The sequence below is a fragment of the Bradyrhizobium sp. LMG 9283 genome, assembly GCF_045571415.1.
Classification (GTDB): domain Bacteria; phylum Pseudomonadota; class Alphaproteobacteria; order Rhizobiales; family Xanthobacteraceae; genus Bradyrhizobium.
The window spans coordinates 5989460-6014743 of the sequence record NZ_CP120691.1; the positions used below are offsets into that span (position 1 = coordinate 5989460).

Sequence of the window (25284 nt, forward strand, 5' to 3'; positions counted from 1 at the left end):
GTTGGGAATACAGAACTGTCTACCATGCAAGCGTCAGTCCACCCAACTCCCTGGGATTGGGGTCTGGCCCTGACGAACAGGCATGGCCGGGCTTGTCCCGGTCCGGCGGGTCTGCCTATTAGGACGGAACGTTAAGTGACCATCCGGGTGGAAGCAGAATGCCAAGGCGGCTTGAAGGTGAGTTTGACTACATTGTCGTCGGGGCCGGTACGGCGGGCTGCATCGTCGCGAACCGGCTGTCGGCCGATCGCAACAACCGCGTTCTCATCCTAGAAGCCGGAGGCGACGACAATTGGATCTGGTTCCACATTCCCGTCGGCTACCTCTTCGCGATCGGTAATCCGCGCTCGGACTGGATGTTCAAGACCGAGGCCGAGCCGGGTCTGAACGGCCGCGCGCTGGCCTATCCCCGCGGCAAGGTGATCGGCGGCTGCTCGGCAATCAACGCCATGATCTCGATGCGCGGACAGGCCGCCGATTACGATCACTGGCGCCAACTCGGTATGACCGGCTGGGGCTATGATGATGTGCTGCCGCTGTTCAAGCGCCTCGAGGACCACTTCCTCGGCGCCAGCGAGCATCACGGCGCCGGCGGCGGCTGGCGCATCGAGGCACCGCGGCTGTCATGGGCTGTTCTCGATGCGGTCGGCGACGCCGCCGAGGAGATGGGCATCAAGCGCATCCCGGATTTCAACACCGGCGACAACGAAGGCACGAGCTATTTCCACGTCAACCAGAAGCGTGGCCGGCGCTGGTCGTCGGCGCGGGGCTTCCTCAAGCCGGCGCTGAATCGCCCCAACCTGCGGCTCGAGAAGCACGTGCTGGTCGACGGTCTCATCATCGAGCAGGGCCGCGCCGTCGGCGTGCGCTTCATCCAGAACGGCGAGATCGTCGAGGCGCGGGCGAAGCGCGAGGTGATCCTCTCGGCAGGCGCGATCGGCTCGGTGCAGGTGCTGCATCGCTCCGGCATCGGCCCCGCCGATTGGCTGTCGCCGCTCGGCATCGACATTGTCATGGACAAGCCCGGTGTGGGCCGCAACCTCCAGGACCATCTCCAGCAACGCGCGATCTACAAGGTCGAGGGCGTGCGCACACTGAACGAGACCTATTACAATCTGTTCCGCCGCGGCCTGATGGGGCTCGACTACGCCTTCCGCCGCCGCGGGCCGCTGACCATGGCGCCGTCGCAGCTCGGCATCTTCACGCGCTCCGATGCGACGCGCGCCCGCGCCAACATCCAGTTCCACGTTCAGCCGCTGTCGCTCGACAAGTTCGGCGATCCGCTGCATCGTTTCCCTGCGATCACCGTCAGCGCCTGCAATCTGCAGCCGACCTCGCGCGGCACCGTGCGGCTGCGTTCGGCGACGCCTGACGAAAAGCCGATCATCGCGCCGAACTACCTGTCGACCGATGACGACCGCCAGGTCGCCGCCGACGCCATCCGCACCACGCGACGCCTGATGCAGCAGAAGGCGCTCGCCAAGTACCGGCCCAGCGAATACCTGCCCGGTCCCTCAGTCGGCGACGACGACGCTTCGCTCGCAAAAGCCGCCGGCGACATCGGCACCACCATCTTCCATCCCGTCGGCACGGCGAAAATGGGGACGGCGAACGATCCGATGGCAGTGGTGGATGAGCGCCTGCGCTTCTATGGCCTTGGCCATTTGCGCATCGTCGATGCCTCGATCATGCCGACGATAACTTCGGGCAACACCAACACGCCCACGGCGATGATCGCCGAGAAGGGTGCGACGATGATCCTGGAGGATGCGAAGTAGCATCCAGCCCTCATGATCAGTCAGCGCTTTTCAATCGGCCCCGCCGACGCAGAGATCGCCATGCTGCAATGGGGCGAGAGCGGCAAGCCGCCCGCTCTCCTCGTGCACGGCACCGGTTTCGTCGCCGACGTCTGGGACGAGGTCGCGCGCGAGCTTGCATCGACCTACACTGTCTATGCGCTCGACCGCCGCGGTCATGGCGCGAGCCACAAGCCCGGCACCTATCATTTCCTGGACTTTGCCGACGACATCTGTCGGGTGATCGATGCGCTCGATCTGCGCGACGTCTACGGCATCGGCCACAGCGCTGGTGCGACGGATCTTCTGCTGGGGGCGAAACGCCTGCCCGGACGCTTGAAGCGCCTATTTGTGATGGAGCCGACGGTGATGGATCCGGGCGCGGCACGCTCCGGAGGATTGGACGACGAAGCCGTCGCCCGCGTGCAAGGCGCGCTGCGTCGCCAGGTGGAATTCGATAGTTTCGATGCCGTCTTCAACCGCTACCGCGCTGCGCCGGCATTTGCGGATTGGACCGAGACCTCGCTGCGGGCCTATGTGCGCCACGGTTTCGAGCCGCTCGATGATGGCCGGGTACGGCTCTGCTGCACGCCCGAGATCGAATCGGCGATGCTGCGGCCGATCTACGAGGCGATGACGCAGGTCTACGTTGGCGATGCCCGCGGCAATCCGTTTGCCTCGCTCGCCGAGATCGACTGCCCCGTGCGCGTCGCGACCGCCGCGAAGTCGGGCCCGATCTACTGGGAGATGGCACGACGCGCGGTGTCGCTGATTCCGCACGTCAGCACGCTGACCTTTGAAGGCGCAGGACACTGCGTGGCACAGGAAGTGCCGGCGGCGGTGGTGGAAGCGGTCCGGGAGTTCGCGAAATAGGGTCTCGTGCCCCGAACGCGCGTTAGCGCTGCTGCGCTAAGCCGGAGCCTAGATCGCCCCAGCCGCATGGGTCCCGGCTCTGCTGGCGCACCGCCAAGAGGCGTCGCGCCGCGTCCGGGACACGAGATCATCTCACGAAATCGTCATCGCATCCGGGAATAAGCCCCTCGCTCCCCCGATCACCTCCCCGAAGCCCAATTCCGGGCGACTTGGAGAGGCGCGATGAGCGGACACGACCATGGCGAAGACGGCGTCAGCCGCCGCAAGGTGCTGGAATGCATGACTTGGGCCGGCACCGGGGTGCTCTGGACCATCACGGGCGGCGTGCCGCGCTCGCTCGGAATCATTGATTCCGCTGAGGCCGCGACCGCAACGGCGCCCGGCATGAGTTTCCTCCAGATCAGCGACAGTCATGTCGGGTTCGACAAGCCGGCCAATCCCAACGCGCTCGGCACGTTGGAGGAAGCCGTGGGTAAGATCAATGCGATGCCGGCGAAACCCTCCTTCATGATCCACACCGGCGACATCACCCATCTGTCGAAGGCCGCCGAGTTCGACAATGCCGAGAGGATCATCTCGCAGACCAAGCTCGACGTGCACTACGTGCCCGGCGAACACGATTTCATCGACGAGGAGGTGAAGCTCTATCGCGAACGCTACGGCCGCGGCACCAAGGGGTACGGCTGGTACTCCTTCGACGCCGGCGGCGTGCACTTCATCGGCCTCGTCAACGTCGTCGATCTCAAGGCCGGCGGCCTCGGCAATCTCGGCGCCGAGCAGCTCGCCTGGCTGGAGGACGATCTGCGCGGCAAGTCGAAATCGACGCCGATCGTGCTGTTCGCGCATATCCCGCTGTGGACGGTCTACCCGCAATGGGGCTGGGGCACCGAGGATGGCGGCCGCGCGCTGGAATACGCCAAGGGTTTTGGCTCGGTCACCGTGCTGAACGGGCACATCCATCAGGTGATGCAGAAGGTCGAGGGCAACGTCACTTTCCATACCGCGCGCTCGACCGCCTTCCCGCAGCCCGCGCCGGGAGCCGCGCCCTCGCCCGGTCCAATGAAGGTCGAGGACGCCAGGCTGCGCTCCATGCTCGGCGTCGCCAGCATCAATTTCAAGCAGAACGAGCAGCGGCTCGCGATTATCGACACACCGCTCCAGGGTTGAGAGAAAAGCTGATCATGAAGACACTCAATCGGCGCGACTTCGGTCTCGCTTTGGCGGCGGCTATCCTGCTCCCCACCACCAATGCGCGCGCAGAGGACATCGAGGTGCACATCGACAATTTCGTGTTCCAGCCGGCCGAGCTGAAGATCAAGGTCGGCACCACCGTGACCTGGACCAACCGGGACGACATTCCACACACCGTGGTGTCGTCCGGCAAGTTCAGGTCCAAGACCCTGGACACCGACGACAAGTTCTCCTTCACCTTCACCAATGCGGGCGACTACAAGTATTTTTGTTCGCTGCACCCGCACATGACGGGGATGATCAAGGTTGAGTAACGTCTCCAACCAAGGCATCAACGTCTTGCCCGGCCGGTGGTCCCACGCCGGTCGGGCGCGTGCATCTTCGATCACGGCAAAACAAGAAGCAGAGGCAAAGCGAGGAGCGATGCCCGCCACCGACGATGTACAGAAGGCGCAGCGTTTCCGGGAAGCGGCACTGCCCTATCTCGACGACGTCTATACGCTCGCGCACTACCTGCTGCGCGACGCCTCCGACGCCGAGGACGCGGTGCAGGAGTGCTATCTCCGCGCGCTGAAGCATTTTGACCGTTATCGCGGGCCGGCAATGAAGCCCTGGCTGTTCGCGATCCTGCGCAACGTCTGTAACGCCGAGTATGCGCGGCGCGCGCACAGACCGACCGCGATCGAGGATACGCCCGGCGCCGCCGAACAGCCACCGCTATGGCAGGAAAGCGAGGCGAACCCGGAAGCCGAAGTGCTGCGCAGCCGCGATGCCGGCGCGATCCGCAAGCTGATCGACGCGCTCGCCGAACCATTCAAGGAAACCTTCGTGCTGCGCGAGATCAACAACCTGTCCTATCGTGAAATCGCCGAAGCGGTGGGCGCCCCCGTCGGTACCGTGATGTCCCGCCTCGCCCGCGCCCGCGCCATGCTGCGCGCGGCCTGGATGGCGGGAGAGGAGCAAGCAAGATGACCTGCGACGAAGCAAGGATCCTGCTTCACGCGCTGCTCGACAACGAGCTCGATGCCGGGAATGCGCGCGAGGTCGAGGCCCATGTCGCCAGCTGCCCGAACTGCGCAGCCGAGCTTGCCGCAGAGCGCGACATGCAGCGCGTGCTCGCCGACACCGAATTACGCTACACCGCACCGGCAAGCCTGCGTGCTCGCATCGAAGCCTCGCTGCCACAGGCGCAGCACCAGCAGCCGACGCGCCGCTCCATGCTGCGCGGCTTTGCGATGGGATCGGCGGTCTCCGCGCTCGCCGCTTCCGGCGTTATTGCCGTGGTGTTGCGCCAGGACGACCAGCAGCGCATCCTGTCGGAGGTCGTCTCCGCGCATCTGCGCTCGCTCCAGGCCGGCCACCTCACCGACGTGGTCTCGACCGACCAGCACACGGTGAAACCCTGGTTCAACGGCAAGCTCGACGTCGCCCCGCCCGTGATCGATCTCACCGCACAGGGTTTTACGCTGGTCGGCGGTCGTCTCGACTATATTGATGCGCGCGCCATCGGCGCCGTCGTCTACAAGCGTCGGCAGCACGTGATCAATTTGTTCGTGTCGCAAACCTCGAGCACCGAGCACCGGCCGCCGAGGACGCAGTCGATGCAGGGTTTCAACTGCCGCCGCTGGGGCGACCGCGGCCTGAACTTCTGGGCCGTCAGCGATCTCGGCGCCGACGAGCTCGCCGAGTTCGTCGACAAGTTCGAGGCGGCAATGAAGGCGAATGTGGAGGGGTAAAGGCGGTTTTCGAGCGCAGCGAAGCTGCACCGTATGGTTGCACCATTGACCGGTCGCTGCTAATTCAGCGTCATGCAACGCATTCTTTTTCTCGTGGTCGTCTTCACCTGGACGATAGCCTCGTCCGGACCGGCAGCGTCCCGTAATGGACTAGCAACCACGATGCGCGCTGTCCTCTATGAAGAGAGCACTAGCAACCCGAAGGGCGATCGCGCAGTCGGACAAGTCACCTGGCGGGTAGAACCAACGACAGATGCGTCTGCCCCGCCCGGCGACGTCACGGTTCGCGGCGACGTCGAAGTGCCTTCGCGAAATCTGCGGATGACACTCTCCATTCGACGCAATTTCGATTCGTCCTTGCCCGCCACTCACGCGGTGCAGATCGAATTCGCGCCTTCGCTCGATTTCGCCGGCGGCAGTATCAAACAGGTCATGGGCCTGCTCATGAAGAGCAACGAGGCGGCCAAGGGTGCACCAATTGCCGCGCTAGCGGTGAGGGTCGACGACCGGCATTTCCTGATGGGTCTCTCCGCTGTCTCGCAGGACGCGTCCAACAATTCGCTTCTGATCCGAAGCAGAGCTTGGATGGACATCCCGATGGTCTATGCGACGCAGCGCCGCGCCATTCTCGCGGTTGAGAAGGATGGCGACGTCCTGCCGCTGTTCAATGCGGTGTTTCTGAAGCGGTGACAAGAAAAGTCGAGCCCAGATCGGCAAGGTGCTCGATCGCATCGAGACCGTGAACAAGCCGAAGGCCGCCTGAATGATCGGTCTTAAGCCGACCTTCTCACCGCGTTGTCGACCAGCGTCTTGCCGAGCGACCAGATCGCACCGGGGACCTTGTGGCTGCCCGCGATGACGTCGTCGAAGGCGCGCTCGATCCAGCTGCAGTCTTCCTCGGTGATGGTGAGCGGCGGCAGCAGCTTGATGGTGTGGCTGCCATGGCCGGCCACTTGCGTGAGGATCTTGTGATCCTTGAACAACGGCACGGTGATGAGCTGGCAGAACAGGCCCTTGTTGGCGGTCTCCAGCACGTTCCACGAAGCACGCAGGCGCAGCGATTTCGGCGGGCCGAACTCGATGCCGATCATCAGGCCCTTGCCGCGGACTTCCTTGAGCAGCTCGTAGCCGGGCACCATGCGCGTCAGCGCGAGGCGCAGCTCGGCGCCACGCTTGGCGGCCGCCTCGATGAGCTTCTCGGATTCCATGACGTCGAGCGTGGCAATGCCCGCGGCCATCGCGAGGTCGTTCTTGGAGAAGGTGGAGCCGTGCACCACTGCGCGGTCCATCTGGTTGAAGATCTTGTCGAAGATGCTCTTGCGCGTCAGCACCGCGCCGACCGGCACGTGGCCGCCGGACAGCGACTTCGACAGCAGCACCATGTCGGGCTCGACGTTCCAGTGCTCGACCGCGAGGAAGCGGCCGGTGCGGCCCATACCGGTCTGGATCTCGTCGGCAACGAACAGCGTGCCGTATTTCTTGCAGAGCGCGGCCGCGCCGGGCAGGAACTCGTCGGTGGGCATGTTGACGCCCTTGCCCTGGATCGGCTCGACGACGAAGGCCGCGACCTCGCGCGAGGCCAGCGCCTTTTCCAGCGCGGCCAGATCGTTGAACGGGATCGGGGTGCAGCCCGGCAGCAGCGGCTCGAAGCCAGTGCGGAAATTCGAGTCACCGGTCAGGGACAGCGCGCCATAGGTGAGGCCGTGATAGCCGTGGGCGCAATACACGATGCCGGGCCGGCCGGTAGCGCCGCGCGCGAACTTGATCGCGGCCTCGACGCATTCCGCGCCGGAATTGGCGAAGAACGCCTTGTCGAGATAGGGAACGTATTTCAGCAGCCGTTCGGCCAGCACGCCGGCGAGCGTCGAGACATCGAACTGGACGAGGTTGGGAAGGTCGGCATCGAGCACGCTCTTGAGCGCATCCCGCATGACAGGATGATTGCGCCCGATCGCAAACACGCCAAAGCCGGACAACAGGTCGAGATAGCGAGCGCCCTCGCGGTCGTAGAGGTACTGTCCCTGCCCCTTCTGGAAGCCGACATCGTAGCCGATGGTCTTGAGAACCCGAACGAACTGCTCGTTCAGATACCGATTATGCAGGATGCTGCGCTGGGCCTGACGGTCCGCGAATAGCTGAGACATGTCTGGATTTGGGCTGTGCATCCGCTACATACTTCGCTTGAGGGCCGTCTCGTCAACTGAAAACCAGACCATTACTGTAAACGGTCTGTGCGGCCTTTTGCCCTTTTTCGGACCATCTTCGCAAGCACAGCTTTTAGATCATGTTGCACTGCCAAGGAACACTCATGCGTTTGGCCCTTTACACCGGAATAATACTGGCTGGCGGTTACACCTGCCTGACCCCAGCCCTCGCCGCCGACCCCACCGGCGACTGGCGGGTCGCCGATGGCGTCGCCAACATCCGTGTCGCCCAGTGCAATGGCAGCATGTGGGGTGCGGTCTCCTGGGAAAAGCAGCCTGGTGGGCGCGACGAGAACAATCCGGATGTCTCGAAAAAGAACAGGCCGACCCTGGGCATGGCAACCCTGATCGACATGAAGAAGAAGCCCGGCGTCGATCAGTGGGAAGGACAGGTCTACAACGCCAAGGATGGCCAGCTCTACAGCGCGACCATCACGCCGGCCGGTCCCGATCAGCTCGAAATCAAGGGCTGCGTGATGGGCTTCCTCTGCGGCGGCGAGACCTGGACCCGGGTCGGCCCGCCAATCCCCTCGAGCCCCGTGAACGCCATGGCCAAGGGCGCGCCGAAATCCGGCAGCGCCGCGCCGAAACCCCAAGGGGCCCAAGCAGCCCAAGCCACGACAGGCGCCACTGCGCCCGCGCCCGCAGCCCCGAAGGTCACCGGCGCGGCCAAGCCCGGTCAGAAGGGCGCCGCCGACCCCGTCGGCGACATCTGCCTACTCCCTGAGATTGCGGGGTTTGCCCATTAGGGCCGGCTGGAACAGCAGCACGGCGGCGAGCGTCGTCACCAGCGAGAGTGCCAGCAACTTGCCCATGCTGGACGTGCCGGGATGGCTCGACAGCCACAGGCTGCCGAACGCGGTCGCCGTCGTCAGCGCACTGAAGAAGATCGCGCGCGTCAGGCTGGTCTGGAGCAGGTTTGTCCTGCCCGACCGCCAGGCCACCACATAATAGATCTTGAAGGCAACGCCGACGCCGAGCAGCAGCGGAAACGCCACGATGTTGGCGAAGTTCAGCGGCAGGCCGATCAACACGCAGATCTCGAGCGTCACCGCGCCGGCAACCAGAAGCGGCACCAGCGTCATCAGCACGTCGACGAACCGGCCTAGCGTGATCCACAGCAAGAACCCGATCACCAGCAGCGCATAGATGCCGGCGTGGATGAACGCCTTCACCACGGTGTCGCCGGACTTCAGGATCGAGACCGGTCCGCCGATCGCGGTCGGCTCGGCCGCGAGCACCGCCGCCGCGAATTTGCGCAGCGTGTCGTTGTCATTGGGATCGCCCTTGGGCAGCGCCTCGACGCGGATGATGCCGTCCTTGCTCTTCCAGCCACTGACGAGATCGGGCGGCAGTGATTTCAGGGTGACCGGCTCGGCCTGCATGGCGTTCCTGAGCTGGTCGAACACGATCTTCATTGGCGTGACGAACACGTCCTGCGCCTTGTTGCGCGTGGCCTCGTCGCCATTGGCGAGCTTTTCGAGCGCGTCTGCAAGACGGCGCGAGGCGACCGCCCCTGGGCCCTTTGCGTCGCCCGCCGTTCGACGCAGATTGTCGACCGAAGATTTCAGCGATTCGACATTTTCCTGGTCCGTCGGCGCCGCATCGATCTGATCAGGATTGAGCGCGGGGTTCAGCACCTTGGCGCCCTGCGCGATCAGCTTCAGCTTCGGCTGCTGGTCCTGCGGCACGAAGCTGTCGAGCGACATCACACGGAGCACCTCGGGCACCTTCTCCAGCTTCGCCTCGATCTGCCTCGCCTGCTCTTCCGACGTCGTCATCACGTTGATGGCATTGGCGCCGGTGTTGGGGTCCTTGCGCAGGTCGAGGAAGGTGGCGATCGATTCTGCCTTCGGGTTGCGCAGGTTCATCGGGTTGAAGTCGAACTTCATGAAGTAGAGCAGCGGCAGGCCGCCAAGCGCGAGCAGCAGCGTGCCGCCGACGATCAGCACGCGATGCTTCTCAAGGAAGTGATCGAGCGGCGCCAGGAAAGCGTAGCCGACGGGCTCCGGTTCGCCGGGCGGGTTCAGAAGCTTGAGCAGCGCCGGCAGCACGGTAATGCTGGACACGAATGCCACCAGCATGCCGACACCGGCGATCTGGCCGAGCTCCGAGATGCCCTTGTAATCGGTCGGCATGAAGCAGAGGAAGCCCGCCGCGGTGGCCATTGCCGCCAGCGACAGCGGCACCGCCGAGCGCTTGGCCGCCAGCACCAGCGCGCTCGAGAGATCGTCGACCTTGTAGCGCTCGGAGCGGTAGCGGACGCTGTACTGGATGCCGAAATCGACGCCGAGGCCGACGAACAGCACCGCGAAGGCGATCGACAGCAGATTGAGCGATCCGACCATCATCAGGCCGGCTGCGGTCGTGATCGCAAGGCCCACGAAGAGATTGATGAACACCGCAAAGATGATCTTCGCCGAATGCAGCGCCAGCCACAGGATCAGCAGCACGACGAGGACGGTCCCGATGCCGTTGACAACGGCGCCTTCCTGGACGGTGGCGTATTCCTCGTTGGCGATCGGGACCGGGCCGGTCAGCCGCACCCGCGCCTGGTATTTGGTGGGGAAATCGAGATCGGCGGCGGCCTTGCGGATCGCGTCGGTCGCATCCTTGCCGGGCTCCAAAGCGTTATAGTCGAGGATCGGCTTGAACTCGATGAAGGCGCGCTTGTCCGAATCCTTCAACGGCTCGTCGCTGACGAGCTCGCGCCAGGAGAAGCTGGCATTGCCCTTGTTGAGCACGGTCTCGACCGTCTGCGCGATCAAATTGAAGGGCCGCTCGGTGTTGTCGAGCTTGACCTGACCGCGCTTGACGCCGGCAAGGCCGGTCTCCAGCGCGCCGGTGAGGCCGCGGATCGAAGGATCGCCGGCCATGATCTCGATCAGGGGCGCGGCGGATTCGAACTGGCCGGTGATCTTGGCGACCTCCTCGGTCGGCAGGAACAACAGGCCGTTCTTCTCGAAGAACTCGCCGCTGCCGAGCTGCTGCATCGACTGGAAGTTGGTCTTGTCGTCCTTCAGTTTGGCATAGAGCGCGTTTGCCGCGGCGCTCGTCATCTCCGGCGTCCGGGCCTCGATAACAGCGAGAATCGTTTCGTTTTGATCAAACGCTTGGTCGAACTGCTGGTCACGCTTGCGCCAGTCGAGATTTTGAGAAATCAGCGAGTTGATGTCGGTGTTGATGGCGAAGTGGCGCGCAGCGTAATAGCCCGCTCCCACCGACAGCAGGAGCCCGAGAATGACGACGGGGGAGGCAAACCGGGTGCAGGCCCTGACGATGGCAACGACTACGCTTTGCAGCACTTCTTTTCTTTCTGCGGTTAACAGCTTGCCGGAAACGCCCGCTGTTTATCGGAGTTCCCGGGCGAAACCTATTGCTGTTTTGATGGTTCTCGCCACGAGAAGGTTCGAGGTAAACGGCGGGAGACCGTGGCAAAATCAAGCGGGGGCGCCGGTATAGCCGGGGAGTTGAGGCGGGAAAGTGACGAAGGACGATGCACGAATGCCGCGCACTTGCGCATGTCGTATGCCCTACTAAAATACCTCAGAAACGGCCAATCAGAGTTCCGGTCTTTTCTTATTGCCGATTTTTTGACACAAAGTATTGCGCCTCCGTGCGCCGGAGCCCCACGGGGGGTGGGCCGCTACCGCATGCGCGAACCAATGGTGCGGATATTGCAACTCATTGGTCAGTATCTGGTGCCGCCGGGGACTTTGAAGCGGATTGGTGCAACTTGCGTGATGGGCGTCCAATGGAAGTTTATCTGGCGCAGCCGCGCGGCTTCTGCGCAGGCGTGGTGCGTGCGATCGAGATCGTGGAACGGGCGCTGGAGAAGTACGGCCCACCCGTCTACGTGCGCCATGAGATCGTGCATAACAAATACGTCGTCGAGAGCCTGAAGAACAAAGGCGCAATCTTCGTCGAGGAACTCTCCGAGGTTCCGCCGAAATCGGTGACGGTCTTCAGCGCCCACGGCGTCGCCCGCAGCGTCGAGGAAGAGGCCGCCGCGCGCGACCTTCCGGTGCTCAATGCCACCTGCCCGCTGGTCACGAAAGTTCACAATCAGGGGAAGCGCTACATCAGCAAGGGCCGCACCCTGATCCTGGTCGGCCACGCCGGCCACCCCGAAGTCGAGGGCACGATGGGCCAGGTCCCGGGGCCGGTGCTGCTTGTTCAAAGCGTTGAAGAGGTTAAGGCCCTCACCCTGCCGGCGGATAGGCCAGTGGCCTACATCACCCAGACCACGCTGTCGGTCGACGACACCAGGGACATCATCGCGGCCCTTCAGGCCCGCTTTACAGATATTCAAGGCCCGGATATCCGGGATATCTGCTATGCGACACAGAACCGCCAATCTGCGGTAAGGGACTTGAGCAAGCTGGTCGACGTGATCTTGGTGGTGGGCGCCGCCAACAGTTCGAACTCGAACCGGCTCCGCGAAATCGGCACTGAAGCCGGCGTCGCGAGTTATTTGATTGCCGACGGCAGCGAGCTCAATCCGGAATGGTTGAAAAATGCCAAGGCCGTGGGCGTCACGGCCGGCGCTTCGGCGCCCGAGGTACTCGTGGATGACGTGATCGAAGCGATGCGGCGGATCGGACCAGTGAAGGTCTCGGTGTTGCCGGGACGCGAGGAAAACATCGAATTCCGGCTCCCGGCCCAACTGGCTGCGAGCTGACCCACCCGAATTCAAAGCCCAGAAAGAAACTTGTAATGGCTATCCCGTTCTTCAAGGAAATGCGTATCGGCGGCTATTTGCTCAAGCAGAAACTGCTTGGCCGCAAGCGCTATCCGCTCGTGCTGATGCTGGAGCCGCTGTTCCGCTGCAACCTCGCCTGCGTCGGCTGCGGCAAGATCGATTATCCGGACGCGATCCTCAACCGCCGCATGACCGCGCAGGAGTGCTGGGACGCCGCCGACGAGTGCGGCGCGCCGATGGTAGCCATTCCCGGCGGCGAGCCGCTGATCCACAAGGAGATCGGCGAAATCGTGCGCGGCCTCGTCGCGCGCAAGAAGTTCGTCTCGCTCTGCACCAACGCGCTGCTGCTCGAGAAGAAGCTCGACCTGTTCGAGCCCTCCCCTTACCTGTTCTTCTCGGTGCATCTCGACGGTCTGCGCGACCACCACGACAAGGCGGTGTCACAGAAGGGCGTGTTCGACCGCGCGGTCTCGGCGATCAAGGCGGCCAAGGCGCGCGGCTTCACCGTCAACGTCAACGCCACCATCTTCGACGGCCACCCGGCCGAGGAGATCGCGAAATTCCTCGACCTCACCGTCGAGCTCGGCGTCGGCGTCTCGATGTCGCCGGGCTACGCCTATGAGCGCGCGCCGGACCAGGAGCACTTCCTCAACCGCACCAAGACCAAGAAGCTGTTCCGCGACGTCTTTGCGATGGGCAAGGGCAAGAAGTGGAATTTCATGCATTCCGGCCTGTTCCTGGACTTCCTCGCCGGCAACCAGGAATACGAGTGCACGCCCTGGGGCATGCCCGCGCGCAACATCTTCGGCTGGCAGAAGCCCTGCTACCTGCTCGGTGAAGGCTACGCCAAGACCTTCAAGGAGCTGATGGAGACCACCGACTGGGATTCCTACGGCACGGGCAAGTACGAGAAGTGCGCCGACTGCATGGCCCATTGCGGCTACGAGCCGACCGCGGCGACCGCAGCCCTCAACAACCCGCTGAAGGCGATGTGGGTGGCGCTGCGCGGCGTCAAGACCACCGGTCCCATGGCACCCGAGATCGACCTCTCCAAGCAGCGTCCGGCGCAGTACATCTTCTCCGAGCAGGTCCAGAAGAAGCTCTCCGAGATCCGCAAGGACGAAGCCGAGGCTGCCGCGGCGAAGGCCGCGCAGAGGGCTTCGACGGCGGCGTAATTGCGGCACTGTTTGTAGCCTGGATGGAGCGAAAGCAAATCCAGGCCAGTCTCGTCGCGGTGAAGGCCCCCCGGATTGCGCTCCCCCGCTCCATCCGGGCCTTCGACTCCATAGAAAAAGGCCCGGGCGCGATAGCGACCGGGCCTTTTCTTTGTTCGCTCGACGAATCCGCTTAGGCCGCCTCGGAGACCAGCGCCTCGCTGCCCACGAGCTCCGTCCCGATCAGATAATCGCGGCAGCCGCGAAGTGAGCGCAGCGCGCGGTTGAAGTCTAGACCGGTCGAGACCAGCGCATGCAGCGTCGCCGGATTGCGCACGATGCCGCGCAGCACGGCGGCGAGGTCGATCTGGCCGTTCGGCTTGATCGCGGCACGGGCGAGCGCCGGCAGCGCGCGATGGGCGGGATCGCTGATGACGCGGACCGCGGCGAAGGGCAGCCCGGCCTCGGCGGCGTAGGCGGCGGCGATGTGGCTTTCCATGTCGACGGCCGCAGCCCCCGTCTCGGAATGCAGCGCCGCCTTGCAGGCGCGCTTCGTGACCACTTCCTCGGCGCCGGCGAGGCTGCCGCGCACGACGCGGCGGCGGCCCGAGGTCAGGCGCTCGATCAGGTCGTCGCCGAGCGACAGGCCGGCGGCCCAGCGGGCATCGCCGGACAGCACCTCGGTCGCCAGCACAACGTCGCCGGAGCGCAAGCTCGGGTCGAGCCCGCCGGCCACGCCGAACGAGATCACACCGCGAATCGTGTCAGGGTCCACCACCGTCAGAAGCGCCCGCAACTGCGTCGGGCTGCTGGATGAACAGATCACCGCCATTCCAGGCCCGGCTGCGATGCGGGCCTCTTGAACCAGTCCGGTCACGATCAATATCGGCCGCGGGTCGATGGCCTGACCCGCGGTAAAATAGTCCCCCGTCCCCAAAGTCACATTCCGACCCCTACCACCCTGCTGTTGGTGTTCCGCAAGTTCCGATACCGCGCCAATGCCCACAGCGGAAAGAACTTTGGGTAACCATGATAACGTAGATAGAACACGCGGGGGAAGCCTGTGGCGGTGTACCGCTGCTCGTCCCACAGTCCTTTTTTGTTTTGTGTTGCAATCAGGTACTCCACCCCGCGGGCGACGGCGGGGTGATCAACCTCGCCTACCGCCATCAGGGCAAGCAAGGCCCATGCCGTTTGCGAGGCAGTCGACGGGGCGGCTTCCCAGCCCTTGTAGTCCAGGCGGTAGCTGACCGCGTCCTCGCCCCAGCCGCCGTCATCGTTCTGGATCGAGGTCAGCCACTCAGCGGCCTTCCGGATCATGGGGTCCTTGTGGTCGACACCCGCCATGTTGAGGGCGCACAGCACCGACCAGGTTCCATAGATGAAGTTCATGCCCCAACGGCCGTACCAGGATCCCTCGGGGTGCTGGGTCTTCCGCAAGTAGGCAACGCCGGCGGCGAGGTGCTTGCTGGTCTTCTCGGTCTCGCCGAGCTGGGCCAGCATCGAGATGCAGCGTGCCGTGACGTCCTCGGTCGGTGGATCGAGCAGCGCGCCATGGTCCGAGAACGGGATGTTGTTCAGGTAATATTCGAGGTTGTTGACGTCGAAGGCGGCCCAGCCGCCGTCGTCGCTCTGCATGCCCTCGATCCACTCCCGGCCACGGGCGATCGCGGCATCATAGCCGGCGACGCCGTGCTCACGGCGCATGCGGTCCATCGACATCACCACGACCGCTGTGTCGTCGAGATCGGGGTAATGCGCGTTGTTGTACTGGAAGGCCCAGCCGCCGGGGCGGACGTCGGGCCGCTTCGCCGCCCAGTCGCCCTTCACCTCGAGCTCCTGCTTCGGGATCAGCCAGTCGAGGCCCTGCTTGGCCGCAGGCACCGCCTTGTCGCCGCCGGCTTCCAGCAGCGCATGCGCCGTCAGCGTCGTGTCCCACACCGGCGAGACGCAAGGCTGGCAATAGGCCTCCTCGTCGCCGATCACGAGCAGCTTGTCGAGACCGCGACGCGTGATCGCGCGCGGCGGATAGTTCTCGTCCTTGCCGAGGGCGTCGTACATCATGACGATGTTGGCCATGGGCGGGTAGATCGCGCCCATGCCATCCTCGCCGTTGAGCCGCTCCTCGATGAAGGCGAGCGCCGCATCGATCGCGCGCTTGCGCAGGCTCTTCGGAAACATCGGTTCGACCACGCGCAGAATCGCATCGAGCGAGCGGAACAGCAGGAACCAGGCCATGCTCTGGTGCGGCGCCTTCGCGGTCATGCCGATCGAGCGCGGATCCTGCAGGAACAACTCGTCGATGCCAATGCCCTTCGGATTCTTCGCACGCGGCTTCAGCGCGGCGATCACCATCAGCGGCACCATGGTGGTGCGCGCCCAGTAGGAGATCTTGTTGAGGTGGAATGGCGACCAGAACGGCAGCAGCACGATCTCGATCGGCAGCACTGGCACCGCGCGCCAGGTCACGACGCCGAACGTCGCGAGCAGGAAGCGCGTGAAGACGTTGCTATGAATCGCGCCGCCACGGGCGTGAATTGCCTCGCGCGCCCGCACCATGTGCGGGGCGTCGATGGAGTCGCCGATCATCTTGAGCGCGAAGTACGCCTTCACGCTGGCGCTCATGTCGAATTCGCCGTCATGCACGAGGGGCCAGCCGCCATGGGCGCCCTGCACGCGACGCAGATAATTACCGATCTTGGCCTCGAGCACGGCGTCGACCGGCTCGGCGAGATAGTGGCGCAGCAGGATGTACTCGGCCGGAATCGTGCAGTCGGCCTCGAGCTCGAACACCCAATGGCCGTCGGACTGCTGGAAGCCGAGGATGCCTTGGGTGGCCGACGCAATGCTCGATTCCAAAGCTTCGCGGCTGGTCGCGTTCACGGAATCCATGTCGCTCGATTGCTCCGATAGTCGATTGAAGGTTGACCGGGAAAATTGCCCGTCAGGGCCGCTTTGCGGCGAGAACCAGATCGGCCGCGCGATCACCCGACCGGACCGATCCCTCGATGGTTGCCGGCAATCCCGTAGCAGTCCAGTCGCCGGCGAGGAACAGGTTTTTCAGCGCAGTGACCGGCCCAGGACGCAGGGCATTCTGGGCAGGCGTAGCCGCAAATGTGGCACGGCGCTCGCGCACGATCTGCCAAGGGGGCAATGGAGGCGGCAGCTCGCCGGAGACACCGCCAGCCTTGCAGACATCGTTCCAGATCGTCTGCGCGAGCTCCTCGCGCGGCATGTCGACGAGACGGTCGCCGTTGCTGATGGTGACCGAGAGACGGTTCGGGAACGCGAACAGCCATTCCACGACGCCGCCGATCACGCCGAGGATCGGCGCCGAGCCCGGCGGCGGTGTGATGCGGAAATGGGCGTTCACGATGGCGCGGAATTCGGTCGGCGTCTTCAGGCCCGGCAGCAGGCTGGAGGCCGCGCGCGGCGGCACCGCCATCACTATGACGTCCCCCGCACCGAGCTGGATCACGTCCTCGCCGCCGAAATTCAGCGCGCTCACCTTGCCGTCGTTGCTGACGAACGAACGCAGCTCATGACCGAGCTGAACGGTGTGGCCCCGCTCCTGCAAAAACTTCACGGCGGGCTCGATCAAGACGGCGCTGAGGCCGTCACGCGCGATCAACGGACGGCAGGCCTGCCCGCCCGCGAGCAGCGTCTCGCGCACGATCGCGCCGGCAAGCCCGGCCGAGCCCTCGGGCGGATCGACGTTGAGCGCCGCCAGCAGCAGCGGCTGCACCAGGCGCTGATAGAGGATGCCTTCGGTCGGAATGGACTTGCCGACCAGCGTCTCCTCCGACGCCCAGAGCAGCGGCGCCAGCTTGAGATAATCGGTGAGGCCGGTGTCGGGCACGCGGCGGCCTTCGTCGAGCACCCAGGTCGGCAGCCGGCCATCGCCGAGATCGATCTGCCAGCGCTGCCCGGTTTTGATATCAACGAAAGGAAACTGCGCGCGCTCGGGTCCGACGAGGCCGGCCTCGGTGCCGATCGCGCGCGCATAGGCGCGCACATGGCTGTTGCCCGACAGCACCAGATGATTGCCGTTGTCGATGGTGAGATTGGTGGCGCCGTCGAAATAGGACCGGCAGCGGCCGCCGGCCTGGTGCGTCGCCTCGTGCACGGCGACCTTGAAGCCGGCATTGGCGAGCCGCACGGCGGCGGAGAGGCCGGAAATTCCAGCGCCTATGATGTGAGCTGTGTTTTGCATCAGATGAAAGCGTAACGGAGCAGGATCAGGATGCGTGTGATCTTCGACACACGCACCGGCTCGCGCGGCGCGGTGAAGCCGCGCGCGATCAGGAGGTCCAGAATGGAGTGATAGTATTTCGACATGATCCGCGGCGCGCGCACGGCGCGGCGCTTGTTGCGGTTCATGATCTCGTCCGACTTCTCGAAATGCGATTTCGCGCGCTGCGCCAGCGGCAGACAGACCTTCGGTAGCGCGCGCTCGACGATCACGCGGTTCGGATCATTGGAGGTGATGCCGGCATGCAGCAGCGCCTCGCGCGGCAGGTAGAGCCGGCCGAGGCCGGCGTCCTCGTCGATGTCGCGCAGAATGTTGGTGAGCTGAAGCGCACGGCCGAGATGGTGCGCGAGCAGGATGCCATCCTCCTCGGGCATGCCGAACACCCGCACCGACAGCCGTCCCACGGCGCTGGCGACACGGTCGCAGTAGAGATCCAGCGTCGCCATGTCGGGCGCGCGGATGTCCTGCGGCACGTCCATCTCCATGCCGTCGACGATGGCCAGGAAATCCTCGCGCTTGAGGCCGAAGGTCTTCACCGAGGCGACGTAGTCCTTCAGCCGCGGCGGCGGATGGCTCTGATAGAGCGCGTCGATGTCGTCGCGCCATTCCTGAAGTGCGGCGAGCCGCTCCTCGCGCGGCCCGTCGGAATCAGCGATGTCGTCGACCTGGCGGCAGAAGCTGTAGATCTGGAACATCGCTTCGCGCTGGTCACGCGGCAGGATGCGCATCGCGGCATAGAAGGAGCTGCCGGATGCGGCCGAGCCGTAATTGGCGCCGGGCGTGGTCGCCTCAAGCGTCATGTGCAGTCCCCGGTCTGGAAATGGCCTTGCGACCGATCGCGCGGCGGCCGACTTCGCCGATGATCCCGGCGAGGCTGAAGGTGAGAAGCTCGAACTTGTTCAGATGCACGCGCTCGCGCAGGGGGTCGCGCACCTTGAGCAGGCGCACGATCCGGTCGGCATAGGCCTGGATGACGGAAACGTCGACGCCGAGACGGAAATCCCGGATTTGCGCGCTCAGCGACCTGCCCTCGTCGAGCAGCGCCTCGTTGCGCGCGGCGAGCCCCTGCAGGCAGGCCAGCATCGCCGGCGGCGATTGAGCGAGGCCAAGCTGCTCGACCGAGGCGCCGCTCGCGGCCAGCGCATCGCGCGGCAGATAAACGCGGTTGAGCTCGCGGAAGTCCTTGCCGCAATCCTGCAGGTGATTGTTGATCTGCAGGCCAGCGCACAGTGCGTCCGATGCCGCCCAGGTCGAGGTGCTCTCGCCGTGAACGTCGAGCATGAAGCGGCCGACCGGCATCGCCGAATAGCGGCAATAGTGGATGACCTCGTCCCAGGTCTCGTAGCGCAGCTTGCTCACGTCCATGCGGAAGGCGATGAGCACGTCGAGCGCATGGCGTGGCGCCATGCCGCGCTCGGCCAACGCGCGGCGCAGGGTGACCGCCTCGGCCTGGGTGTCGCCCTTGCCAAGCAGTTCCGCCTCGAGCAGGTCGAGATAAGCGAGCTTCTGGTCGGCTGGCAGCGTCGCATGATCGGCGATGTCGTCGGCGGTGCGGACGAAGTTGTAATAGGCGAGGATCAAGGCGCGATGACGCGGATGAATGATCCAGGACGCGACGGGAAAATTCTCGTCGCGGTCACCCTTGCCGGATCGCAATTCGCTCGCAGAGGTCATCGAGGGCTGGTTTACAATCGTTTGGACAGGAAGGGCTTTTTTCGCTCGCGCGGGCTCATGCCGGCGATGCCGCCGCGGCCCCCATATAGGGGAAGACGGCCGCAAAACCAATCCTGCCTGTCGACGGCTGCCCTCTGCGGACCGCGCCCGCAAAGGCGGCCCCGGGGCCGCCTTTGGTGGGCCAGCGGCCGAGCTTACTGGTTGTGGTTCTTCAGGACCTGGTCGCAGGCCTGCGAGATCTTGGCCCGGTTCTCCTTCAGGCAGGCCAGGATGGTGAAATCGCCCTGGTCGATGACCGGACGGCAGAACTTCTGCACATCGCGGGTGCAGGCCTTCTGCTCGGCCTCCGTGCCGCGCCCTTGCTGGGCGAGTGCAGCCGTCGAAAGGGATGCCGACAGCAGGGTGAGAGCGACGAGAAGCTTACGCATTGTATTCCTTCATTCTGACGGCAGAATCGCACCGATCCCGGACAGCACTGGGCGGACGACCGGAACGGATTGTTCTGATGGCAAGTCGCCGCACGGTAGCGGCCTCAGAGAAGGCACAAGCACTGGCAAATGCGGCCAAATTGGCGCCGCCCCACCAAATCAGGTCTTCCCCGGCGTCCTCATTGGCAGATGTAAGAGGTTGATACTACGTCATAATTCAGAGAGCTCGCATTTTACTGCACGGCTGTTGCAGCATTGCATCTCTCCGCCCCGTCGTTCCGGCCAGAAACATGCGGAAACACGGCCAATCGCAAGGTCGGGGCCCTCGCCAGCGCCCGATGAACCACCATCTCTGGTGCCTGTGCGTTGAACCTGACACAGGCTCGGAACACTAAACCTTCGATGTGGCGAGACGTCCTTCATCATCAGCGGGCGTCGTTCCAAAACGGGATATTTGCGATGAAATTCTTTGGGCGATCTGGACTGGCAATCACGGCGGCTGGCGCTGCGCTGCTCTTCTCGGTTTCGGCAAGCCACGCACAGTCGTCCGGACCGTTCGCCGGCTTCGACGGCGCGTGGACCGGCACCGGCACGGTCTCGCTGTCCGACGGATCCACCGAGCGCATCCGCTGCAAGGCCGACTATAAGGTCGCCGGCGGCGGTCTTAACCTGAAGCAGGCCCTGCACTGCGCCTCCGAAAGCTACAAGTTCGACCTCACCAGCGACGTGACGAGCCAGGGCGACCGCATCTCCGGCAATTGGAGCGAGTCCAGCCGCAACATCTTCGGCAATCTCCAGGGCACCGCCGGTGGCGGCCAGATCGACGTGTTCGTCGAGGCCAACGGCTTTGCAGCCAATCTGTCGCTGCGCACCAACGGCACCAAGCAGACGGTGCAGATCTCTTCCAAAGGCGAGATCCGCGGCGTCAACATCACGATGACAAAGGGCTGAAGGCCCTTCGCGCGCAATGAGGAACGTGCCCCCGGTTCTGCGAGCCGGGGGCTTTTTGCTGACACGAACTTGTCCGGCTGGACTTGCCGAGATGGACCCGATCCGCAGACATCTGCTGAAAGCCGCCGGGCTCTTTCTGGCCAGCCGCGCCTTCGCAAGTGATCAGCAGGGAGCGAACATGCAGCCTTCGTCCGTGAAGCCGCGTCACGTGCTCTGCTTCCTCGGCAAGAACGAAAGCCTGCTGCATCCTCCGAAGGCCGTGGCGAAGACGATTGCCGATTTCAACTTCGAGATCGACCGCTCCTATTCGCAGGCCAAGCCCGATCCGCGCATGGAGCGGTCGTTCGGCGTGTGCTGGGACCGAGTCTTCCCGAAGGCATGGTCCAAGTCCGACGAGGCCGCCGTGATCAACCACAAATCGGTCCTCTATGTGCGGAGCCCGCCGATGGATCAGCAGAAGGCGACCGCCTATTCGGCGGCGGCCCTGCAGATCGTGGACGAGATGTTCGACGCGGGCGCCGTTGCCGCAAAAGGTGAAAGCGCCGGGATTGCCCACGGCGTCGCGCGGTGGCGAAGTCTCATGGATCAGGCGCGCAAGGGCGCCATGACCAGCCAGGGCCTGAGCATGACCCCCGCCGTCGCCAAGGCCTGTCGTCTTGCCTTCGCCAAGCGCCCGCTCGCCGGGGACCGCTATTACGAAACCGTGGGCTATCACCTCGTCGGCCTGCCGGAGGTCTATGTCGCGAAATCGCGCGGCAACGAATGGTCCGCGGTGATGCTCATGGAGGAGATCGCCAACGCCATGGCCGAGCGCGGCATCAATGCGACGTTGCGCGACCGCCAGCTCACGCTGTCGCAGGAGCAGGACTACGCCGAGAGCGATTTCAAGTTCAACCCGTACGGTGTCGTGCGCATCGAGGCGTGAGCCGAATCGCGCCGGATCAGTTCTTGCGCGCGACGCATTCACAGCGGCATCGGAAATAGACCGCGTCCGGATCGCGCCCCCAGGCCTCCCATCCGGCAAGCGCGGTCCGAATCTCAGCCTCCGTCGCGAGCCCTCTGTCCACGAGTTGCAGTCCAAGGCCCAGCAGGCTTCGCCGTGCATCGGCAACCGCCTCGCTGCGGCTCTGCGCATCGGCACTGTGGTTGACGTAGCTTGCACCGGCCCAGACCGGCGCGAAACCGTGGGCTCGCAGGATAGAGCCCTGTCGGCGCCCGAAGCGAAGCGCCTCCGGATCCTCGTGCTGGTACCAGCGCTGCCAGAGATCGAGCGCGAGGCGCACGCCGTCGATTTCTGGGTAAAGAACATTGCCGCCGACGTCGGCATCGCGCGTTGCGACGAGGCCGCCCGGCTTCAGCACACGTCGCGCTTCCGCCAGCGTTCGCACCAATATCTCCCGGCTCTGATGGTAGAGCACCGCGTGAAAGAACACGGCATCGAACGTTCCATCCTCGAACGGCAGCGCGGCCATGTCGGCTTCGACAAAGGCCAGATTGGTCAAGCGCTCCGCCGACGCGAGCCGATTCGCGGCGGTTACGACCTTCGGCTCGATATCGACGCCGACGGCCCTTCCGACGTGGTCCGCCAGCGCTGCCGTAATGGTGCCTGGCCCGCAGCCGGCGTCGAGCAGGGTCATACCCGATGTCAGGAACGGGACGAAAAAGGCGGCTGAATCGCCGCCTCGCTTCTGCTGAAACGTCACGATGGAGCCGTCGTGCTGCATGACTCGTCTCCGACCGGCACTCCGGCACAGTCATTCAGACTGCGCCGACTCCATGTCCGGTGGATGAAGCCACTCAGATCGCCGGCTTGTCCGTGCCCTGCAGCTTGCCGTGCAGGTTGATCAGCCACATCGCCGTCGGCCGCAGGATGAAGAGGTCAGCGACGAGGGCCATGACCATCGAGAAGGCGCTGAGCCAGCCGAACAGCCTGAGCGACGGCAGGTCGGAGAACACGGTGACGACGAGGCCGCAGGCCAGCACCACCGTGGTCAGGATCAGCGCAGGTCCGACCAGCACGGTCGCCCGCTCCACGGCGAGCCCCGAGCCGACGCCTGGCTTGCTCTCCAGTCTCAGGCGGTTGAGGAAGTGGATCGTGGCGCTCAAGCCCAGACCGAACGAGACGGTGAGCGCGACGACGCTGGCGAATTGCAGGCCCTCGCCCATCGCCCACAGCACCGTTCCCGACATCACCACCGGGAAGATGCCCGGCAGGATGCAGGCGAACATCACCACCCAGGAGCGGAAGGCAAGACCAATGAAGATCGCGACCAGCGCGAATTCGACGGTGAGGCCGCGGTTCAGCTTCTCGATCATGTTGGCCGAATTGCGCGCCGCGATGGCGGCAAGGCCGGTCACCGCGACCTCATAGCCGGGGTGCTTCTTGCGGACGGCGTCGAGCTCGGTGTCGAGCTTGTCCACGATCGGCAGCAGCTGGCTCGAATCCTTGTCCGGCACGCGGCCGGCGACGACGACAGCGTCCTGCTCGGCGTCGATGAACCGCCGCACCAGATGCTCGGGGATGACGTTGACGTATTCCTTCAACGTCGCGACGTCGGTGCTTCCGGCCTTTTCCGCGAGCCAGCGGCGCAAGGTCTCGAGCGACCAGACGTTGCCGACACCGGCTGCCTTCTCCACGGTCGCATGCACGTCGGTGATGGTCTGGAGCGTCTCCGGCGAATACAGCGATTCACCCTTGGGGAACACGATCAGCACGTTGACAGGGTTTGCTCCGGTGAGCTTGGCATCTAACCGATCGCTGGCGGCAACCGCCTGGCGCTTGTCCGGGACCTGATCGGCGAGCCGGTAACGCGGCTCCAGATTGGCGTAAATGATGCCGAGGCCGCCGACGAATAGCACGGCGATCAGGCTGAACAGGCCGGGACGGCCGACCATGCGCACCGCGATCCAGTAGCAGAAATTGCGCAGCGCCTGGACGCCGGCATCGGCGCCCTGGAACTTCACCGCAAAGACCTTCTCGTTGCGCACGAAAAGCACGCCGAACACCGGCACCAGCGACAGCACCGCGACCAGCGCAATGATGGTGGCGGCGAGCCCGGCTTCGCCGAACTTTCGGATCAAATCGGAGTCGGAGAATTGTAGCGCGATGAAGGAAATGCCCGCGGTGCCGTGCGTCAGCACGCAGGCCGGGCCGACCACCAGCACCGCGTTCTTGAACGCGGTGAACTTGTCCTGGCCCGCAATCAGCCGGTCGCGCGCGGCGAAAGTGAGCTGCATCGAGTCAGAGAAGCTGATGACCATGATGAGCGGCGTCATCACGTTCAGGAACATGTTCAGATTGAAATTGGCCCAGCCGAGCGCGCCGAGAGCCAGCAGGATCGCGATCATCGGCGGGAACGCCGCCGCGACCATGAACGAGATCTTCCGGAAGAAGATGATGGCGATGACACAGCCGGCGAGGATGCCGAGGATGTTGTAGGTCAGCCCGTCGCGCTCGACCGCATTGCGGATCTCGAGCTGCATCACCGGCACGCCCGAGAGCTGCACGTTGAGCCCGGTGTCGCTGAGATCCTCCTTGATCAGCGCGCGGATATCGCCGACGGTCTTGGTCAGCTTGTTGGAGGCGACCACTTCCGGATCGAGCGACAACACGATCAGCGCCAGCGTGCCGTCCTCCGACAGCAACTTGCCGCGGATGATCTCGTTGTTCTTGACGGTCTCGATGAACTTGTCATAGGCCACGCCCTCCGGCAGCTCGGCCGGGAACAGCGCCGCCGGCAGCTTGCCCGGCGCCGGCGCCTGGCGCGCCGAAAACAGCGAGACGAGGCCACGCGTGCCTTCGACCAGTTGCAGGTCGGTGACGAAGTCGCGCAGCTTCTCGAGGTTGTTCCGCTCCAGCAGGGTCTTGCCCTCGATCACGACAAGGACGTCGAACTCCTCGGCCGGGAACTTCTTCGTCACCTCTTCGTATTGGCGGAATTCGCGGGTGTTGGAGCGGAACAGCTGCGACAGCGAATCATCGATCTTGATGCGCTGGATGCCGAACACCGCGCCGACGATCAGCGCGAGCAGGACGATGCAGGAGACAATCGGCGCCCGGACGGCGATCAGCCCGAGCCGCTCCAGCCCGAAGGCGATCGAGGACGCAGGTCCCTGCTCGATCTTGTCGACATGAACCTCATTCTCGCTGTGCTTTTCGAGCATGCCTTGTCCAGTTCCTAAATGGCTCGATCTTGAGAGCTTATTGCGCCCCGCGAACGGCTTGAAAACGCCATACGGATGGGAGGCTTGCCCTTTGAAAATGCGCGGAAAATCGCCGCGAGGGGTTTAGCAGGTCAATCACCCTTCTCGCAAGCGGGCGAA

At 64.3% G+C, this 25284-nt stretch carries 22 protein-coding genes; 12 read left to right on the forward strand and 10 right to left on the reverse strand.

Going from position 1 to position 25284, the window contains the following annotated elements; translation table 11 throughout:
* Positions 1-158: 158 nt before the first annotated feature.
* From P6U29_RS28330 to P6U29_RS28360, 7 genes are all read left to right on the forward strand, one after another.
* The gene (locus P6U29_RS28330; protein ID WP_407113531.1) at positions 159-1778 is read left to right on the forward strand and encodes a GMC family oxidoreductase; all 1620 of its coding nucleotides are present in this window, start codon (positions 159-161) and stop codon (positions 1776-1778) included.
* Positions 1779-1790: 12 nt separating this feature from the next.
* A complete protein-coding gene (locus tag P6U29_RS28335) occupies positions 1791-2669 on the forward strand; it encodes an alpha/beta fold hydrolase (protein WP_407113532.1) in 879 nt (292 codons plus the stop codon).
* Between the two features lie 222 nt (positions 2670-2891).
* Complete coding sequence (locus tag P6U29_RS28340) at positions 2892-3836, forward strand: metallophosphoesterase family protein (RefSeq protein ID WP_407113534.1); 945 nt, start codon at positions 2892-2894, stop codon at positions 3834-3836.
* A 14-nt stretch (positions 3837-3850) separates the two neighbouring features.
* Positions 3851-4174: a cupredoxin family copper-binding protein gene (locus P6U29_RS28345; protein ID WP_407113536.1), complete on the forward strand. Its 324-nt coding sequence runs from the start codon at positions 3851-3853 to the stop codon at positions 4172-4174.
* Positions 4175-4283: 109 nt separating this feature from the next.
* Positions 4284-4832, forward strand: a complete 549-nt coding sequence (locus tag P6U29_RS28350; RefSeq protein WP_407113538.1) for a sigma-70 family RNA polymerase sigma factor — start codon at positions 4284-4286, stop codon at positions 4830-4832.
* Positions 4829-5596, forward strand: coding sequence for an anti-sigma factor family protein (locus P6U29_RS28355; protein WP_407113540.1), 768 nt, complete (start codon positions 4829-4831; stop codon positions 5594-5596). Before P6U29_RS28350 ends, P6U29_RS28355 begins: the two co-directional genes overlap by 4 nt.
* A 93-nt stretch (positions 5597-5689) precedes the next feature.
* Positions 5690-6286, forward strand: coding sequence for a hypothetical protein (locus tag P6U29_RS28360; RefSeq protein WP_407113542.1), 597 nt, complete (start codon positions 5690-5692; stop codon positions 6284-6286).
* Positions 6287-6369: 83 nt separating this feature from the next.
* Here the strand turns inward: P6U29_RS28360 and hpnO are convergent, their stop codons facing one another.
* On the reverse strand, positions 6370-7761 hold the full coding sequence (hpnO, locus tag P6U29_RS28365) for an aminobacteriohopanetriol synthase HpnO (RefSeq protein ID WP_407113544.1): 1392 nt from the start codon (positions 7759-7761) through the stop codon (positions 6370-6372).
* A 143-nt stretch (positions 7762-7904) separates the two neighbouring features.
* On the opposite strand from hpnO, the gene P6U29_RS28370 reads away from it, so the two are divergent.
* Positions 7905-8549, forward strand: coding sequence for a DUF2147 domain-containing protein (locus P6U29_RS28370; RefSeq protein WP_407113546.1), 645 nt, complete (start codon positions 7905-7907; stop codon positions 8547-8549).
* Here P6U29_RS28370 and P6U29_RS28375 read toward each other — a convergent pair.
* Positions 8517-11105 (reverse strand): MMPL family transporter, encoded by a 2589-nt coding sequence (locus P6U29_RS28375; protein WP_407113547.1) that lies wholly within the window; start codon positions 11103-11105, stop codon positions 8517-8519. The two genes, P6U29_RS28370 and P6U29_RS28375, sit on opposite strands and share 33 nt — an antisense overlap.
* 449 nt (positions 11106-11554) lie before the next feature.
* Between P6U29_RS28375 and ispH the strand changes: the two genes are divergently transcribed.
* Together ispH and hpnH are read left to right on the forward strand one after the other, a co-directional pair.
* The gene (ispH, locus tag P6U29_RS28380; protein ID WP_407113549.1) at positions 11555-12481 is read left to right on the forward strand and encodes a 4-hydroxy-3-methylbut-2-enyl diphosphate reductase; all 927 of its coding nucleotides are present in this window, start codon (positions 11555-11557) and stop codon (positions 12479-12481) included.
* A 35-nt stretch (positions 12482-12516) separates the two neighbouring features.
* A complete protein-coding gene (hpnH, locus tag P6U29_RS28385) occupies positions 12517-13677 on the forward strand; it encodes an adenosyl-hopene transferase HpnH (RefSeq protein WP_407113551.1) in 1161 nt (386 codons plus the stop codon).
* Positions 13678-13849: 172 nt separating this feature from the next.
* On the opposite strand, the gene P6U29_RS28390 is transcribed toward hpnH, so the two are convergent.
* The 6 genes from P6U29_RS28390 to P6U29_RS28415 all read right to left on the reverse strand — a co-directional run bounded on the left by P6U29_RS28390 (position 13850) and on the right by P6U29_RS28415 (position 20010).
* The gene (locus P6U29_RS28390) at positions 13850-14599 is read right to left on the reverse strand and encodes a phosphorylase (protein WP_407113553.1); all 750 of its coding nucleotides are present in this window, start codon (positions 14597-14599) and stop codon (positions 13850-13852) included.
* On the reverse strand, positions 14596-16548 hold the full coding sequence (gene shc, locus P6U29_RS28395; RefSeq protein ID WP_407113555.1) for a squalene--hopene cyclase: 1953 nt from the start codon (positions 16546-16548) through the stop codon (positions 14596-14598). The genes P6U29_RS28390 and shc overlap by 4 nt, the downstream gene beginning before the upstream one ends.
* Before the next feature lie 52 nt (positions 16549-16600).
* Positions 16601-17869, reverse strand: a complete 1269-nt coding sequence (hpnE, locus tag P6U29_RS28400; protein WP_407113557.1) for a hydroxysqualene dehydroxylase HpnE — start codon at positions 17867-17869, stop codon at positions 16601-16603.
* Positions 17869-18708, reverse strand: coding sequence for a presqualene diphosphate synthase HpnD (gene hpnD / locus P6U29_RS28405; RefSeq protein WP_407113558.1), 840 nt, complete (start codon positions 18706-18708; stop codon positions 17869-17871). The genes hpnE and hpnD overlap by 1 nt, the downstream gene beginning before the upstream one ends.
* Positions 18698-19582 (reverse strand): squalene synthase HpnC, encoded by an 885-nt coding sequence (gene hpnC, locus P6U29_RS28410; RefSeq protein WP_407113560.1) that lies wholly within the window; start codon positions 19580-19582, stop codon positions 18698-18700. The genes hpnD and hpnC overlap by 11 nt, the downstream gene beginning before the upstream one ends.
* A 194-nt stretch (positions 19583-19776) precedes the next feature.
* The gene (locus P6U29_RS28415; RefSeq protein WP_122404209.1) at positions 19777-20010 is read right to left on the reverse strand and encodes a hypothetical protein; all 234 of its coding nucleotides are present in this window, start codon (positions 20008-20010) and stop codon (positions 19777-19779) included.
* A gap of 459 nt (positions 20011-20469) precedes the next feature.
* Here P6U29_RS28415 and P6U29_RS28420 point away from each other — a divergent pair, with 459 nt between their 5' ends.
* Positions 20470-20961: a hypothetical protein gene (locus P6U29_RS28420; protein ID WP_407113562.1), complete on the forward strand. Its 492-nt coding sequence runs from the start codon at positions 20470-20472 to the stop codon at positions 20959-20961.
* Between the two features lie 91 nt (positions 20962-21052).
* Positions 21053-21886 (forward strand): hypothetical protein, encoded by an 834-nt coding sequence (locus P6U29_RS28425; protein ID WP_407113564.1) that lies wholly within the window; start codon positions 21053-21055, stop codon positions 21884-21886.
* 16 nt (positions 21887-21902) lie between these two features.
* Here the strand turns inward: P6U29_RS28425 and P6U29_RS28430 are convergent, their stop codons facing one another.
* Both P6U29_RS28430 and P6U29_RS28435 read right to left on the reverse strand, forming a co-directional pair.
* Positions 21903-22685, reverse strand: a complete 783-nt coding sequence (locus P6U29_RS28430) for a class I SAM-dependent methyltransferase (RefSeq protein WP_407113566.1) — start codon at positions 22683-22685, stop codon at positions 21903-21905.
* Between the two features lie 73 nt (positions 22686-22758).
* The gene (locus tag P6U29_RS28435; protein WP_407113568.1) at positions 22759-25125 is read right to left on the reverse strand and encodes an efflux RND transporter permease subunit; all 2367 of its coding nucleotides are present in this window, start codon (positions 25123-25125) and stop codon (positions 22759-22761) included.
* Positions 25126-25284: the final 159 nt, after the last annotated feature.

Excerpts from the sequence above, each read along its gene's own strand:
- P6U29_RS28330 (WP_407113531.1), top strand. The coding sequence starts at position 159 with ATGCCAAGGCGGCTTGAAGGTGAGTTTGACTACATTGTCGTCGGGGCC.
- P6U29_RS28335 (WP_407113532.1), top strand. The coding sequence starts at position 1,791 with ATGATCAGTCAGCGCTTTTCAATCGGCCCCGCCGACGCAGAGATCGCC.
- P6U29_RS28340 (WP_407113534.1), top strand. The coding sequence starts at position 2,892 with ATGAGCGGACACGACCATGGCGAAGACGGCGTCAGCCGCCGCAAGGTG.
- P6U29_RS28345 (WP_407113536.1), top strand. The coding sequence starts at position 3,851 with ATGAAGACACTCAATCGGCGCGACTTCGGTCTCGCTTTGGCGGCGGCT.
- P6U29_RS28350 (WP_407113538.1), top strand. The coding sequence starts at position 4,284 with ATGCCCGCCACCGACGATGTACAGAAGGCGCAGCGTTTCCGGGAAGCG.
- P6U29_RS28355 (WP_407113540.1), top strand. The coding sequence starts at position 4,829 with ATGACCTGCGACGAAGCAAGGATCCTGCTTCACGCGCTGCTCGACAAC.
- hpnO (WP_407113544.1), bottom strand. The coding sequence starts at position 7,761 with ATGCACAGCCCAAATCCAGACATGTCTCAGCTATTCGCGGACCGTCAG.
- P6U29_RS28370 (WP_407113546.1), top strand. The coding sequence starts at position 7,905 with ATGCGTTTGGCCCTTTACACCGGAATAATACTGGCTGGCGGTTACACC.
- ispH (WP_407113549.1), top strand. The coding sequence starts at position 11,555 with ATGGAAGTTTATCTGGCGCAGCCGCGCGGCTTCTGCGCAGGCGTGGTG.
- hpnH (WP_407113551.1), top strand. The coding sequence starts at position 12,517 with ATGGCTATCCCGTTCTTCAAGGAAATGCGTATCGGCGGCTATTTGCTC.
- shc (WP_407113555.1), bottom strand. The coding sequence starts at position 16,548 with ATGGATTCCGTGAACGCGACCAGCCGCGAAGCTTTGGAATCGAGCATT.
- hpnE (WP_407113557.1), bottom strand. The coding sequence starts at position 17,869 with ATGCAAAACACAGCTCACATCATAGGCGCTGGAATTTCCGGCCTCTCC.
- hpnD (WP_407113558.1), bottom strand. The coding sequence starts at position 18,708 with ATGACGCTTGAGGCGACCACGCCCGGCGCCAATTACGGCTCGGCCGCA.
- hpnC (WP_407113560.1), bottom strand. The coding sequence starts at position 19,582 with ATGACCTCTGCGAGCGAATTGCGATCCGGCAAGGGTGACCGCGACGAG.
- P6U29_RS28415 (WP_122404209.1), bottom strand. The coding sequence starts at position 20,010 with ATGCGTAAGCTTCTCGTCGCTCTCACCCTGCTGTCGGCATCCCTTTCG.
- P6U29_RS28420 (WP_407113562.1), top strand. The coding sequence starts at position 20,470 with ATGAAATTCTTTGGGCGATCTGGACTGGCAATCACGGCGGCTGGCGCT.
- P6U29_RS28425 (WP_407113564.1), top strand. The coding sequence starts at position 21,053 with ATGGACCCGATCCGCAGACATCTGCTGAAAGCCGCCGGGCTCTTTCTG.
- P6U29_RS28430 (WP_407113566.1), bottom strand. The coding sequence starts at position 22,685 with ATGCAGCACGACGGCTCCATCGTGACGTTTCAGCAGAAGCGAGGCGGC.
- P6U29_RS28435 (WP_407113568.1), bottom strand. The coding sequence starts at position 25,125 with ATGCTCGAAAAGCACAGCGAGAATGAGGTTCATGTCGACAAGATCGAG.